The organism is Syntrophorhabdus sp. (assembly GCA_012719415.1).
Classification (GTDB): Bacteria; Desulfobacterota; Syntrophorhabdia; order Syntrophorhabdales; family Syntrophorhabdaceae; genus Delta-02.
Window position 1 is genome coordinate 18,609 of record JAAYAK010000267.1, and the last position, 13,594, is coordinate 32,202.

Annotated in this window: 13 protein-coding genes; all 13 read left to right on the forward strand. The window is 57.7% G+C overall.

Features of this window, described 5'->3' with window-relative positions; all coding sequences use genetic code 11:
• Positions 1 to 37: 37 nt before the first annotated feature.
• The gene (dnaA, locus tag GXX82_15715; GenBank protein ID NLT24489.1) at positions 38 to 1,354 is read left to right on the forward strand and encodes a chromosomal replication initiator protein DnaA; all 1,317 of its coding nucleotides are present in this window, start codon (positions 38 to 40) and stop codon (positions 1,352 to 1,354) included.
• Positions 1,355 to 1,471: 117 nt separating this feature from the next.
• Complete coding sequence (gene dnaN, locus GXX82_15720; protein ID NLT24490.1) at positions 1,472 to 2,557, forward strand: DNA polymerase III subunit beta; 1,086 nt, start codon at positions 1,472 to 1,474, stop codon at positions 2,555 to 2,557.
• 3 nt (positions 2,558 to 2,560) lie between these two features.
• Positions 2,561 to 4,921: a DNA topoisomerase (ATP-hydrolyzing) subunit B gene (gyrB, locus tag GXX82_15725; GenBank protein NLT24491.1), complete on the forward strand. Its 2,361-nt coding sequence runs from the start codon at positions 2,561 to 2,563 to the stop codon at positions 4,919 to 4,921.
• On the forward strand, positions 4,918 to 5,535 hold the full coding sequence (locus GXX82_15730; GenBank protein ID NLT24492.1) for a dephospho-CoA kinase: 618 nt from the start codon (positions 4,918 to 4,920) through the stop codon (positions 5,533 to 5,535). The genes gyrB and GXX82_15730 overlap by 4 nt, the downstream gene beginning before the upstream one ends.
• Positions 5,517 to 6,770 (forward strand): transcription termination factor Rho, encoded by a 1,254-nt coding sequence (locus tag GXX82_15735; protein NLT24493.1) that lies wholly within the window; start codon positions 5,517 to 5,519, stop codon positions 6,768 to 6,770. The genes GXX82_15730 and GXX82_15735 overlap by 19 nt, the downstream gene beginning before the upstream one ends.
• A gap of 5 nt (positions 6,771 to 6,775) precedes the next feature.
• Positions 6,776 to 6,982 carry a 50S ribosomal protein L31 gene (gene rpmE, locus GXX82_15740; GenBank protein ID NLT24494.1) on the forward strand — a complete coding sequence of 69 codons (207 nt, stop codon included), beginning with the start codon at positions 6,776 to 6,778 and terminating at the stop codon, positions 6,980 to 6,982.
• A complete protein-coding gene (prfA, locus tag GXX82_15745) occupies positions 6,982 to 8,046 on the forward strand; it encodes a peptide chain release factor 1 (GenBank protein ID NLT24495.1) in 1,065 nt (354 codons plus the stop codon). Before rpmE ends, prfA begins: the two co-directional genes overlap by 1 nt.
• 6 nt (positions 8,047 to 8,052) lie before the next feature.
• A complete protein-coding gene (gene prmC / locus GXX82_15750) occupies positions 8,053 to 8,871 on the forward strand; it encodes a peptide chain release factor N(5)-glutamine methyltransferase (GenBank protein NLT24496.1) in 819 nt (272 codons plus the stop codon).
• Complete coding sequence (murA, locus tag GXX82_15755; protein ID NLT24497.1) at positions 8,864 to 10,138, forward strand: UDP-N-acetylglucosamine 1-carboxyvinyltransferase; 1,275 nt, start codon at positions 8,864 to 8,866, stop codon at positions 10,136 to 10,138. Before prmC ends, murA begins: the two co-directional genes overlap by 8 nt.
• On the forward strand, positions 10,119 to 11,399 hold the full coding sequence (gene hisD, locus GXX82_15760) for a histidinol dehydrogenase (GenBank protein NLT24498.1): 1,281 nt from the start codon (positions 10,119 to 10,121) through the stop codon (positions 11,397 to 11,399). The genes murA and hisD overlap by 20 nt, the downstream gene beginning before the upstream one ends.
• A complete protein-coding gene (locus GXX82_15765; protein NLT24499.1) occupies positions 11,396 to 12,265 on the forward strand; it encodes an ATP phosphoribosyltransferase in 870 nt (289 codons plus the stop codon). Before hisD ends, GXX82_15765 begins: the two co-directional genes overlap by 4 nt.
• An 8-nt stretch (positions 12,266 to 12,273) precedes the next feature.
• Complete coding sequence (hisB, locus tag GXX82_15770; GenBank protein ID NLT24500.1) at positions 12,274 to 12,858, forward strand: imidazoleglycerol-phosphate dehydratase HisB; 585 nt, start codon at positions 12,274 to 12,276, stop codon at positions 12,856 to 12,858.
• On the forward strand, positions 12,859 to 13,467 hold the full coding sequence (gene hisH, locus GXX82_15775) for an imidazole glycerol phosphate synthase subunit HisH (protein ID NLT24501.1): 609 nt from the start codon (positions 12,859 to 12,861) through the stop codon (positions 13,465 to 13,467).
• Positions 13,468 to 13,594 lie beyond the last annotated feature (127 nt).

Sequence of the window (13,594 nt, forward strand, 5' to 3'; positions counted from 1 at the left end):
CCACATATGTTGAAAAGTTGTTGAAACAATCCATACCATGTCTGACATCCTTTCCGAAATAAAGCCCAAAATAGCCTCCATTGTCAGTGAGGACAGCTTCAAGACGTGGATAGAACCGCTCAGTTTCATAGACCTTACGAACCACAACTGCCGAATCGGGGTACCCAACGCCTTCTTCCGGGACTGGGTTTCGGAGAACTTCGAGCCCATCATCGTTACCCTCCTCAAAGACGTGACGAACGAGGATGTGAAGATCGAATATGTGCTGAGAAAGGACGAGAAGGCGGACGACAAGAAAAGGTCTGTCGCAAGGAAGCAGGTCCCCTACAGTCAGTTCAATCCAAAATATACCTTCGAGAACTTCGTGGTGGGCACAAGCAACCAGTTTGCCAATGCCGCCTGTCTGGCCGTATCGACGAACCCGGGCAAGACATACAATCCTCTTTTCATATACGGTGGGGTAGGACTCGGCAAGACACATCTTCTCAACGCCGTCGGTAACTTCCTTGTCAAGCACGGGACGACCAATCCCGACCGCATATGCTATATCACCGCGGAGACCTTCACCAATGAACTCATCAATTCCATACGGTATGAGAAGATGGATGATTTCCGGAACAGGTTCAGGAAGATGGACATTATTCTCATCGATGATATTCAGTTCATTGCCGGGAAGGAGAGGACACAGGCGGAATTCTTTCACACCTTTAACACGCTGTACGACAACATGAAGCAGATCGTCGTTACAAGCGACAAATTCCCCAGGGATATCGAGAATTTCGAGGAGCGTCTCAAATCGCGCTTTGAGTGGGGCCTCGTCGCGGATATACAAACACCGGACATAGAAACAAAGGTCGCCATTCTCAACAAGAAGGCCGAGGCTGAAAAGATCAATCTGCCCCTCGACGTTGCCTTCTTCATAGCAAACAATTCCGAGGATTCGATCCGGTCCCTGGAGGGCACCCTCATCCGTGTCGGCGCGTATGCATCACTCAACAACACACCTATCACCACGGACCTCGTCAAACAGATCATGAGCCATATCATCAGGGACAAGAACAAGGAGATCACCATTGATATGATCCTCAAGGAGGTATGTTCGCACTTTTCCGTCACCATCGGTGATATACGGTCAAGCAAGCGGATCAAATCCATTATGGTTCCGCGTCAGGTGGCAATGTACCTCTCGAGGAAGATGACCGATTCTTCCCTCGTCAGCATCGGGGAGAAACTGGGTGGAAAGGACCACGCCACCGTGCTCCACTCCATAAAGAAGATAGATGGTGAATTAAATGTTAAAAAGGAGTTGAAAAGCAGTGTTGAAAAGATCGTTCAGAGATTGAAGTCAACATGATTCAACAGTTACCATAGTTTTTTGCACAGCGTCCATTTTCATTTAATCCTGTGAAGTCAGTTGGTTGCACGTTTTTCAACATTTTAACATCACTTATCTGTTATGAGGAGTTAATCTATGAAAATAATACTAGATAAGAACACCATCCTGCAGCCAATATCGAAGATCGTCTCAATAACGGAAAAAAGGTCACTTATGCCTATCCTTTCAAATATCCTCATCGATTTTGGGAAAGAGAGGACAACCGTATATTCTACGGATCTGGAAGTGAGTGCCATCACACATATAGATTTTGTAACTGACATGGAAAGGAAGATCGTTGTCCATGGGAGGAAGTTCCTGGAGATACTCAAAGAGTTGGACCATGGTGAGATAGAATTTGTTTTCGAGGACAATGTGATGACGATCCGGCAGAAGATGACGGAGATATCCCTGAGCCTTCAGGATCCTGAGGAGTTTCCCGAAACAAAGGAGATATCGGCAGGAGAAGAATTCACGATTCCGGGCAGTATCCTGCTGGAGATGATAGACAAAGTGGAATTCGCGGTTTCCATCGACGAGACACGCTACATATTGACCGGTATGTTCATGAAAGGCCAGGAGGGCAAGGTCGTCGTTGTGGGCACTGACGGTTTCCGGATGGCACTCTATCAGAGGGATGTCGACGGATTGAAATCATTTCAGGGGATGACGATCCCGAGAAGGTCGGTATCCGAGGTGGAGAGGATGATCGGGGAGGATGAGGACGTGCGTATCGTGATAGATGAGAAGCACGTCCAGTTCAGCACCGAAAAGATGAGAATAATCTCGCGGATCATCGAGGGGAATTTCCCGGATTATGAGAACGTTCTTCCCTCAGGCAACACGAACATCGCCGAGGTGGAGAGGGAAGCGCTCTTTAAGGGTCTCAAGAGGGTGTCTTCCATCATAGGGAGATCGGAGCCGGTGAAGATGACGTTCTCCGGGAATATGATGACGATAGAGGCTGAGTCCGACATCGGCAGGGCCCGCGAGGTCGTTGACGTGGTATACGATGGTGAAGAAACTACAATGAACTTCAACGTGAAGTTCCTGACAGATGTCGTAACCCATCTGACAGGGGATGCCGTGACGATAGCGGCGCCGAAGGCGTATGGCGCAGTCCTCTTCAGGTCCGGGGATGTGGAGGGTTACAAGAACATAGTCATGCCTATAAGGATATGAAAAATGGGTGAATACGGAGCGGAAAGCATCAAGATACTTGGCGGCCTCGACGCCGTCAGGAAAGTTCCCTCGATGTATATCGGGAATACGAACATCGATGGGTTGCACCACCTTATCTACGAACTGGTTGACAACAGCGTGGACGAAGCGCTGGAGGGATACTGTAACAGGATCGCGGTGACCATACACCGTGACAACAGCGTTACCGTGGAGGACAATGGTAGGGGCATACCCGTGGCGATGCATGCAGAGGAGAACATGTCAGCCCTTGAGGTCGTCCTCACGAAGCTGCATGCCGGCGGCAAGTTCGATAAGGATACGTACCGATATTCCGCCGGGCTTCACGGGGTAGGCCTTTCCGTGGTCAACGCCCTCTCGGAGTTTCTGGAGGTGGAGGTAAAGCGGGCCGGGCAGGTCTACTTCCAGCGGTACGAGCAGGGTAACAGGATGACGGACCTCACCGTCATAGGCGATACGGAGAGCACGGGCACGAAGGTCAAGTTCAAAGCCGACGGGACCATATTCGAGACGACAGAGTACAGCTATGACACCCTCGCCCACCGTATGCGAGAGATATCCTTCCTCAACAACGGTATCCATATCATACTTGCAGACGAGAGAAAGGCCAGGAAACAGGAGTTCAGGCACGAAGGCGGCATCCGTTCCTTTGTGAAGTACCTGAATGCCAGCAAGGCGGTCCTTTTCGACGAACCCATATATGTTTCTAACTCGCGGGAATCGCTCGACCTTCTGGAGGTCGCCCTCCAGTACAACGACGGGTACAACGAGAACATCCAGAGCTTTGTGAACAACGTCAACACGAAGGAAGGCGGCACGCATGTCGCCGGCTTCCGCAGCGCCCTGACGCGGTGCATCAACGGCTTCATCCAGAGCAATATGCAGGGTAAGATCAAGGAGAACCTCACCGGCGATGATATCAAGGAAGGTCTGGTGGCCGTCGTGAACATCAAGGTGCAGAGCCCGCAGTTCGAAGGGCAGACGAAGACGAAGCTGGGCAACAGCGAGATAAAGGGCATCGTCGAGTCCCTCCTGAACGAGAAGATAGGCGAATACCTTGAACTCAATCCCCAGATCGCGAGGACGATAGTGGGGAAGGCCATCGAGGCGCGTCGCGCAAGAGAAGCTGCAAAAAAGGCGAAGGAGCTCGTTAAGAGCAAGAGCCTCATCGAGAACGGGGTGCTCCCGGGAAAACTCGCGGACTGCCAGGAAAGCGACCCTGTGCAGTGCGAGCTCTTCATCGTCGAGGGCGATTCCGCAGGTGGTTCGGCAAAACAGGGCCGGAACAGGAAGACCCAGGCCATACTCCCCTTAAGGGGCAAGATATTGAACGTCGAGAAATCACGGCAGGAAAAGGTCCTTACGAACCAGGAGATCCGTTCCATCTACCTCGCCGTTGGCATAGGGGCAGAGGGCAAGGGGCGGCTTCGGTACCACAAGGTGATCATCATGACCGATGCGGACGTCGATGGATCCCACATCCGGACGCTTCTGCTCACCTTCTTCTATCGCCAGATGCCGGACCTCATCACGGAAGGGCATCTGTTCATCGCGCAGCCGCCACTGTACAAGATAAAGGCCGGCAACAGGGAATCCTACGCGAAGGACGAAGAGGAATTCGAGCGTGCCATCACCTTACGAGGAATGGAAAAGACCAGTTGCGCCGTCAACGGTGACATTCAAGCGGGCCCGGAGCTTGCCGCGAGGGTGGAGAAGATAAAGACGGTGGAAAGTTTCCTGCGCAATTCCCTCGCCGATGGCATCGACAGGGAGATATCCCTTGGACTCATGCGTTTCGACATAGCGAAAAGAGAAGATTTCCAGAAGGATGAGAAGCTCGGCAAGTTGCTCGAGAGCCTGAGAGGCATGGGCTACAGGTGCACGATGGTCTGGGATCGGGAGCACAACCTCTTCTGCATCGAGGCGGAGGCGAAGGCCGGCAAGGGCGGAACCGTCCGCGTCGAGTACGAGCTGTGCGCCGTGAGCGACTACACCGACGCCTACAAGGCGTACGCCGAGGTGAGGAACTTCTACGAGGAAGGCGTCCGCGTCACAGAGGGCAGCAAGCCGCCCGTATCCTTCAGCCCCGACGAGTTCCTCAGGCACATACTCGACAAGGGAAAAGAAGGCGTGAACATCCAGAGGTACAAAGGTCTCGGCGAGATGAACGCCGAACAGCTTTGGGAGACCACCATGGACCCGGAGAAGAGGAAGGTCGTGAAGGTTACCATCGAGGATGCCGTAGCCGCGGATCAGGTCTTCACGGTGCTCATGGGGAACAACATCGAGACCCGCAGGACCTTCATCGAGGAGAACGCCCTGAGCGTGAGAAACCTCGACATATGATAACCATCGGCATAACGGGGATCATCGGCAGCGGCAAGACGACAGCCTGTGCGGCCCTCAAGGCCCGAGGCATGCCCGTCATAGACCTCGATGCCCTGGCGAAGAGAATGCTCACCCTCGCGGAGGTCCACGAGGAGATACAGCGGGAGTTCGGCAACGGCCTTGTCGTCGACGGGGAGATAGTGGTCGAGAGACTGAGGGACATCGTCTTTGCCGATAAGGAAAAGTTGAGGAGACTCGAGAGGATCACCCACCCGCGGGTGAGGGCCGAGCTCTGGCGGCAGGTCGACGAGCTTGGCCGGGCGGGCGAAAGGGCGGTCGTCGTCGACGGGCCCCTTCTTTTCGAAACGGGTCTTTACAGGGAGCTCGACAGAACCGTCGTCGTCAGCGCCGACATGGACGTCGTGCGGGAAAGGTTAAAAGTACGGGGCATGGCCCCCGACGACATAGAGAAGCGGATACTGAACCAGATACCGCTCAAGAAAAAGGAAGAGGCGGCAGACTATGTGCTATTCAACAATGGAACGAGAGAGGACCTCGAGAGGAACATCGAGGCCCTTCTGGAAAGGATCAATGAATGGGAGGTAAGAACTCGATGCACCTTAACGACCTAAAAAGCAAGAAAATCGGCGAATTAACACAGATCGCGCGGGACCTCAACATCGAGAACGCCTCGGGGCTGAGAAAACAGGAGCTCATCTTCTCCATCCTGCAGGCATACGTCGACAAGAACGAGAACGTGTACGGAGAAGGGGTCCTCGAGATACTCTCCGAGGGGTTCGGGTTCCTGCGGTCCACGGACTCCAATTATCTTCCCGGCCCCGACGACATTTACGTTTCCCCCTCGCAGATAAAGAAGTTCGGCTTGAGAACGGGGGACACGACGTCGGGCCAGATACGGCCGCCAAAGGACAACGAGAAGTATTTTGCCCTCCTCAAGGTGGAGTCGATAAACTTCGACGACCCCAGTGTGGTGCGCGACAAGATCATCTTCGACAACCTTACGCCCATCTACCCTAACGAGAGGGCGAAGCTCGAAACGGTGCACGACAGCCTCTCGACGAGGGTCATGGATCTCTTCACACCCATAGGCAAGGGACAACGCGGGCTCATCGTCGCGCCCCCGAGAACGGGCAAGACGATGCTCCTCCAGTCCATCGCGAACAGCCTGACGAAGAACCACAAGGAGATATACCTCATCGTCCTTCTCATCGACGAGCGGCCGGAAGAGGTGACGGACATGATGCGTTCCGTCAAGGGCGAGGTCATAAGCTCCACCTTCGACGAACCGGCGACACGGCACGTGCAGGTTGCCGAGATCGTTATCGAAAAGGCCAAGAGGCTTGTCGAACACAAGAAGGACGTGGTCATCCTTCTCGACAGTATCACACGTCTCGCCCGTGCCTATAACACGGTGGTGCCCTCGAGCGGCAAGATACTCTCCGGCGGCATCGACGCGTCGGCCATGCAGAAGCCGAGACGCTTCTTCGGCGCCGCGAAGAACATCGAAGAAGGGGGAAGCCTCACCATCATCGCCACCGCCCTCATCGACACGGGTTCCCGCATGGACGAGGTCATCTTCGAGGAGTTCAAGGGGACAGGCAACTGCGAGATATACCTCGACAGGAAGCTGGCGGAGAAGAGGATATTCCCCGCCATAGACATCAACAAATCGGGCACCAGGAAGGAAGAGCTCCTCCTCGAGTCGAGCGATCTGCAGCGCATCTGGCTCCTGAGGAAAGTACTCCAGCCAATGAACACAGTGGAGGCCATGGAATTTCTCCTTGAAAAATTGGCCGATACGGATTCTAATAAAGACTTTCTCTATTCGATGAGCAAAGGAGGATAAGAGACATGAAAAAGGGCATCCACCCGGAACTGAAGACCGCGACGGTGAAGTGCGCCTGCGGCCACACCTTTGAGACCCTCTCCGTTAAAGACAAGATCACCGTCGAGATATGCGCCAAGTGCCACCCCATCTTCACGGGCAAGGAAAAACGCCTTGATTCCGCCGGTCAGGTCGAGAAGTTCGAAAGGAAATACGGAAAGAAACAGAAGTAATGTTCGGGAAACTCATTGAGCTTGAAAAACGCTTCGAGGAAATAGAGGCGGAGATGGCAAAGCCCGAGGTGCTCTCCAACATGGAGGAGTACAAGAAGCTTGCCAAGGAGCGCACCGACCTCAAGGAGGTCGTCGACCCCTACCGCGAATGGAAGGCCGCGAAGGCGGAGCAGGAGAAAACATCGGAGCTCTTGAAAGAGGAATCCGACGAGGAGATGAAGTCCCTTGCCCGCGAGGAACTTGCAGACCTTGAGAAGGAGATGGAACGGATCGAGGGGGTCCTCACCGACAGCCTCCTGAGGAAGACGGAGAAGCAGGCGAAGAGCATGTTTCTCGAGATACGGGCCGGCACGGGGGGAGAGGAAGCCGCCCTCTTCGCGCGGGACCTTTTCGCCTCCTACATGAAGTTTGCCGAGCGCATGAAATGGAAGACGGAGATCATGAGCTCGAGCCCCTCCGACCTCGGGGGGTTCAAAGAGGTGATCGTCGTCATCGAGGGGAAGGACGCCTTCAATGCCCTAAGGTACGAGAGCGGCGTCCATCGCGTTCAGAGGGTCCCCGAAACGGAGGCCCAGGGAAGGATCCACACCTCCACGATCACCGTTGCCGTGCTCCCCGAGCCGGAGGAACTGGAGATCGCCATCAATCCCGACGAGATACGCGTCGACCTCTTCCGTTCCAGCGGCCCCGGCGGCCAGCATGTGAACACCACCGACTCGGCGGTGAGGCTTACCCACATACCGACAGGCATGGTCGTCACATGCCAGGACGAGAAGTCTCAGCACAAGAACAAGGCAAAGGCCATGCGCGTGCTCAGGGCTCGGCTCAAGGAAAAGATGGAAGGGGAGAAGGAGCAGGAGATATCCGACGAACGTCGAAAACAGGTAGGCACCGGGGAGCGCAGCGAGCGCATCAGGACCTACAACTTCCCCCAGGGACGCGTCACCGACCACAGGATCGGCCTCACCCTGTACAAGCTTCAGGACATCCTCAACGGGAACATAGAAGAGATAACGGGTCCCGTGACCGCGCATTTCCGCTCAGAGGCGCTCAAAAAAGGATAAAGGGCATTGAGGATCAGGCAGATCATCACCGGCGAGAAGCGTCTATTGAGGACGGACGTCGTGGCGGTCCTCTGTCACGCCTTGAGCCTCACGAAGGAACAGGTCTTCTCCGATATGGACCGCGAAGTGGCCGGAGATGACCTCGACACCCTGCGGAGGGTCCTCGAGGAGCGCGCCGCGGGCAGGCCGCTCGCATACATGACGGGGACGCGGGAGTTCTTTTCCGAAACCTTTTCCGTGAATGAGGCGGTGCTGATCCCGCGCCCGGAGACGGAGGTCCTCGTGGAAGAGGCCATCGCCCTCATCGGAGGCAGGCAGGACCTCGCGGTCCTCGACATGGGCACCGGTTCCGGAGTGATCGGTATTATCGTCGCGAAACACACGGGCAACAGGGTCGTCTGCGTCGACATATCCGAGGCGGCCCTTGCGGTGGCCCGCGGGAACGCCCGGTGCATGGGGGTCGGGGAGAGGACGCGCTTTGTGTGCAGCGACCTCTTCGCCGCACTCGGTGACGGAGCGCGGTTCGACATGATCCTGTCGAATCCTCCCTACGTGGCCGACGAGGAGTGGGACGGTCTCATGACGGACGTAAGGGATTTCGAGCCGCCCCGCGCCCTCAAGGGCGGCGCGGAGGGCCTCGAGGTATACCGCCGGATAGCCGCGGAGCTTCCCCGGCGCCTCACCCCGGGCGGATGGGTCCTCCTCGAGGTGGGCTCGGCCGCTCAGGTCCGGGTTGTCGGCGCCCTGCTCGAGGGGGCGGGTCTGACGGTGAGCGTGAAGAAAGACTATTCAGGCAGGGAAAGGGTGCTCGCGGGACATGGATAAGTTCATTATTGAAGGCGGAGAGAGACTGAAAGGGAAGGTCCGGATAAGCGGCTCCAAGAACGCCGTTCTGCCCGTCCTTGCCGCCACGCTGCTCGAGAAGGGCAGGTACAGCATAGGGAACGTGCCCCGTCTCATGGATGTCACCACGATGATGCGGCTTATCGACCTCCTCGGCGCCAGGTGCGCCTGGCGGGACGAGCACACCATCGACATCGACACCACGGCGGTGGACAACCACGTGGCGCCCTACGAACTGGTGAAGAAGATGCGGGCCTCCGTCCTCGTCCTCGGGTCCCTCATCGGCGGCCTCAGGAAGGCGACGGTGTCCTATCCCGGTGGGTGCGCCATCGGGGAGCGGCCGATCGACCTCCACCTGAAGGGCCTCTCCGCGCTGGGGTGCGAAGTCGCCATCCGTGAGGGTTACGTCGATGTCACGGCAAAGAGGCTCAAAGGGGCGCGCATCGTCTTCGACAACGTCACCGTCGGCGGGACGGAAAACCTCCTCATGGCGGCGGTGTTCGCAAAAGGCGAAACGCTCATAGAGAACGCCGCGCGGGAACCGGAGGTGGTCGATCTCGCGCGGATGCTCAAGAAGATGGGGGCGCGCATCGAAGGGGAAGGGACGGCGGTCATACGCATAGTAGGCGTGGGCGAGCTTACACCCTGCTCCTGGGACGTCATAGAGGACAGGATCGAGGCGGGGACGTTCCTTGCCGCCTGCGGCATGACGCGGGGAAACATTGTTCTCGAGAACTGCGTTCCCGAACACATCAAGGCGGTCATCGACAAACTGACGGAGACGGGCATGGAGATACACTGCGACGGGCGGACGATCAGGGCGTCCATGTCGAAGAGAAGACCCCTGGCCGTGGATATCAGGACCGTGCCGTACCCGGGGTTCCCGACGGACATGCAGGCCCAGCTCATGGCCAGCATGACGACCTCCAAGGGGGTGAGCGCCATAACGGAGACCATCTTCGAGAACAGGATGATGCACGCGGCGGAGCTTCGGCGGATGGGCGCCGACATCAGGGTCGTGGGCAACACGGCCATCGTCCACGGGGTCGAATCGATATCGGGGGCGAAGGTGATGGCCACGGACTTACGGGCCAGCGCGTCGCTCATCATCGCGGGCCTTGCCGCCTACGGTAAAACGGAGGTCTCGCGCATATACCACATCGACCGGGGCTATGAGCGCATCGAAGAGAAGCTGAAGAACCTCGGGGCCAGGATCGAAAGGGTGAAAGATGAAAGTATGGGAGCTTGACCGGGAATTCGACGGCCTCATGTCCTTCGTGAAGACCGGCAGGGAAGGCAAGAAGCGCGACGTCCGCGAGGCGGTCCTGAAGATACGCGAGGCCGTGCTCTCCCGCGGGGACAGCGCTCTCGTAGACTTCTCCATTGCCTGGGACGGCTGGGAGAGGCCGCACCCTCTCAAACTGACGCCCGAGGAGATCGACGAGGCGGCATCGAGGGTCCCGGCAAGGGACCTTTCGGTTCTCAAGGGGATGATCCGGAACGTCGTTTCCTACCACAGGGGACAGAAAATGCCGAAGAGGGCCTTCCGGAAGAAGGGCCTCGTCGTGGAGGAAGCCCCGGTGCCCGTGGAAAGCGTCATGGTCTACGTCCCCGGGGGAACGGCGTCGTATCCGTCGTCGCTGATCATGGGAGTGGTGCCGGCACAGATAGCGGGGGTCAGGAGGATCTGTGCGGCCACGCCCGGCCGGGGGGGCGCCATAAATGGCCACGTGGCGGCCGCGGCGAAGCTCCTCGGCATCGGTGAGATCTACCGCGTCGGCGGCGCACAGGCCGTCTACGCCTTCGCGTTCGGCACGGGCTCGGTGCCGAAGGTGGACATGATCGTCGGACCGGGGAACGCCTACGTGGAAGAGGCCAAGAGAGAGGTCTACGGGTCCGTCGGCATCGACATGCTCGCGGGGCCGACGGAGCTCGTCATTCTCTGTACCCGGGCCCATTCGCCGGAGCACGTGGCCCTCGATATGTTCTCCCAGGCGGAGCACGACGAACTCGCATCGGTGGGGCTCTTCTCCTCTTCGCGGGAGCACCTCGAGGCCGTCGTCAGGACGATGGAAGGTCTTCTCGCTGCCGCCCCGCGCAGGGAGACCATCAGGAAGGCCCTCGATGACAACGGGTATATGGTGCACTACACCGACATCGGCCGCGCCGTCGAGGCGATAAACAGGATCGCGCCGGAGCATATGGAACTCATCGGCGATGAAAGCTGCCTGCCTTCCATCCTGTATCCCGGCGTCATCTATGTCGGCCCCCACACGCCCGTTGCCATGGGCGACTACTATATCGGGACGAACCACGTCCTGCCCACGGCGGGCGCGGGACGGTTCACGGGGGGACTTTCCGTCGACCGGTTTACAAAGCGGAAGGTTGTTGTTACAATAGACCGGACCTTCATCGAAAGATATGGCGACAGGGCGGAGAGGCTCGCGAGGATAGAGGGTCTGCCTGCCCACGGCGACGCAATAAAGGCGCGAAAGGAGTCCCCGAAATGAAACTGAAGATCGGCCTGCCCAAGGGCAGCCTGCAGGAATCGACATTCCGGCTTTTCAAGAACGCCGGTTACACCATCAAACTCCGGGAGCGTTCCTACGTCCCCGTCATCGACGACAACGAGATGGAAGGGCTCGTCATCCGGGCGCAGGAAATGGCACGCTACGTGGAGGACGGCATCCTCGATATGGGCATAACGGGGGCCGACTGGGTCCTGGAGCAGGACGCGAAGGTTGTGGAGCTTGTCCGCCTGCGCTACGGCAAGGTGGGCTTCCGGGGCGTCAAGTGGGTGGTGGCCGTTCCGAACAATTCGCCCATCAAGAAGGTGAAGGACCTCGAGGGGAAGAAGATCGCCACCGAGCTCGTGGCCTTTACAAAACGATATTTGAGGAAGCAGGGCATCGAGGCCTCGGTGGAGTTCTCCTGGGGTGCCACGGAGGTGAAGCCGCCCCTTCTAGCCGACGCCATCGTGGAGGTGACGGAGACGGGGGCATCGCTCGTGGCCAACAACCTGCGGATAGTGGAGACCATCCTCGAGTCCGAAACGGTCATGATCGCGAACAGGAGCGCCTGGAAAGACCCCTGGAAAAGGCGGAAGATGGAGAACCTGATCATTCTCCTGAAGGGGGCGCTCCTTGCCGAGGAGAAGGTCGGGCTCAAGATGAACATTCCGAGGAACAAGCTCGGCAGGGTGACGGAGATCCTTCCCTCACTGCACACGCCGACGGTATCGAACCTTTCCGATGAAAAATGGGTGGCCATCGAGGTCATCATCGACCAGAAGGTCGTCCGGGACATAATCCCCGACCTGAAAAGGGCCGGGGCCCAGGGGATAGTGGAATACCCGCTGAACAAGGTCATCATGTAGGGGGGAACATGGCGAGAAAGGCCGAAGTGGAAAGGACCACGAAAGAAACGTCCATCTCTGTATCCTGGAACCTCGACGGCTCGGGTGAGTACAGCATCTCCACGGGGATACCCTTCTTCGATCACATGCTCGATCTCTTCGCGAAGCATGGCCTCTTCGATCTTGGCGTAACGGCGGAGGGAGATACCGAGGTGGATAACCACCACACCGTCGAAGACGTGGGGATCGCCATGGGGAAGGCCCTGAGGGATGCCCTGGGCGGCATGGAGGGGATAAAGCGGTACGGCAGCGCCCTCGTCCCCATGGACGAGACGCTCTGCATGACGGCCGTCGACATATCGGGGCGTTCGTCTTTCGTCTTCCGGGGGCGTCTCCAGGGAAGGACGGGAGGGTTCGACGTCGACGTGGTGAAGGAATTCCTCCAGGCCTTTGTGAACGAGGCGAGGCTGACCCTTCACGTCAACCTCCTCTATGGAAGCAACCTCCACCACAAGGTGGAGGCGGTGTTCAAATCCTTCGCCCGGGCCTTAAGGGCCGCGGTGGAGAAGGACGACCGCATAAAGGGCGTGCTCAGCACGAAGGGCGTGCTTTAGATGATCGTCGTTGTCGATTACGGGATGGGTAACCTGAAGAGCGTCCTTAACGCCTTCACGAAGCTCGGGGCCCGGGTGACCGTGTCCGGGGATCCGCGGGCAGTCGAGGAGGCCTCCGCCATAGTCGTGCCCGGGGTGGGAGCCTTCGGCAGGTGCATGGAGAACCTCGAGGGGAGGGGTTTGGCCTCTGCCATCAGGGAGCACATCCGCAGGGACAAACGGTACCTCGGCATATGCCTGGGGATGCAGGTGCTCTTCGAATCAAGCGAAGAAGCGCCGGGGGTCACCGGTCTCGGTGTCATGAAGGGGAGCGTGCCGCGTTTCAAGGGTTCCATGAAGGTGCCCCACATGGGCTGGAACAGCGTCACCATCCGCAAGGAGAGCCCCATCCTCAAAGGGGTAGGCTCGGGCGATTTCTTCTACTTCGTGCACTCCTATTACTGTGCCCCCGAGGACGGATCCGTCATTTCCACGACCACGGACTACGAGGGCCCCTTCACCTCATCCATCGAGACGGGCCCCCTCTTCGCCTGCCAATTTCACCCCGAAAAGAGCCAGCAAGTGGGCCTCACGCTCCTCAAGAACTTCCTCGCCCTGGCCGGGTGTTAGAAGCGTCACAAGTCCCAGGTTTCAGGTCACAGGTCTCACGTCTAAAAACCAAAAAAGATCAATGCTGTTGACAGCCAATATCTGCTTTTGTCTTTAACCTGTGACTTGAGACCTGCGACCTGCGACA

Bases quoted from the DNA above. Each gene is read 5' to 3' on its own strand.
- murA (NLT24497.1), top strand. From the start codon at position 8,864: ATGGATAAGTTCATTATTGAAGGCGGAGAGAGACTGAAAGGGAAGGTC.
- GXX82_15735 (NLT24493.1), top strand. From the start codon at position 5,517: ATGCACCTTAACGACCTAAAAAGCAAGAAAATCGGCGAATTAACACAG.
- rpmE (NLT24494.1), top strand. From the start codon at position 6,776: ATGAAAAAGGGCATCCACCCGGAACTGAAGACCGCGACGGTGAAGTGC.
- hisD (NLT24498.1), top strand. From the start codon at position 10,119: ATGAAAGTATGGGAGCTTGACCGGGAATTCGACGGCCTCATGTCCTTC.
- dnaA (NLT24489.1), top strand. From the start codon at position 38: ATGTCTGACATCCTTTCCGAAATAAAGCCCAAAATAGCCTCCATTGTC.
- dnaN (NLT24490.1), top strand. From the start codon at position 1,472: ATGAAAATAATACTAGATAAGAACACCATCCTGCAGCCAATATCGAAG.
- gyrB (NLT24491.1), top strand. From the start codon at position 2,561: ATGGGTGAATACGGAGCGGAAAGCATCAAGATACTTGGCGGCCTCGAC.
- hisH (NLT24501.1), top strand. From the start codon at position 12,859: ATGATCGTCGTTGTCGATTACGGGATGGGTAACCTGAAGAGCGTCCTT.
- GXX82_15765 (NLT24499.1), top strand. From the start codon at position 11,396: ATGAAACTGAAGATCGGCCTGCCCAAGGGCAGCCTGCAGGAATCGACA.
- GXX82_15730 (NLT24492.1), top strand. From the start codon at position 4,918: ATGATAACCATCGGCATAACGGGGATCATCGGCAGCGGCAAGACGACA.
- prfA (NLT24495.1), top strand. From the start codon at position 6,982: ATGTTCGGGAAACTCATTGAGCTTGAAAAACGCTTCGAGGAAATAGAG.
- hisB (NLT24500.1), top strand. From the start codon at position 12,274: ATGGCGAGAAAGGCCGAAGTGGAAAGGACCACGAAAGAAACGTCCATC.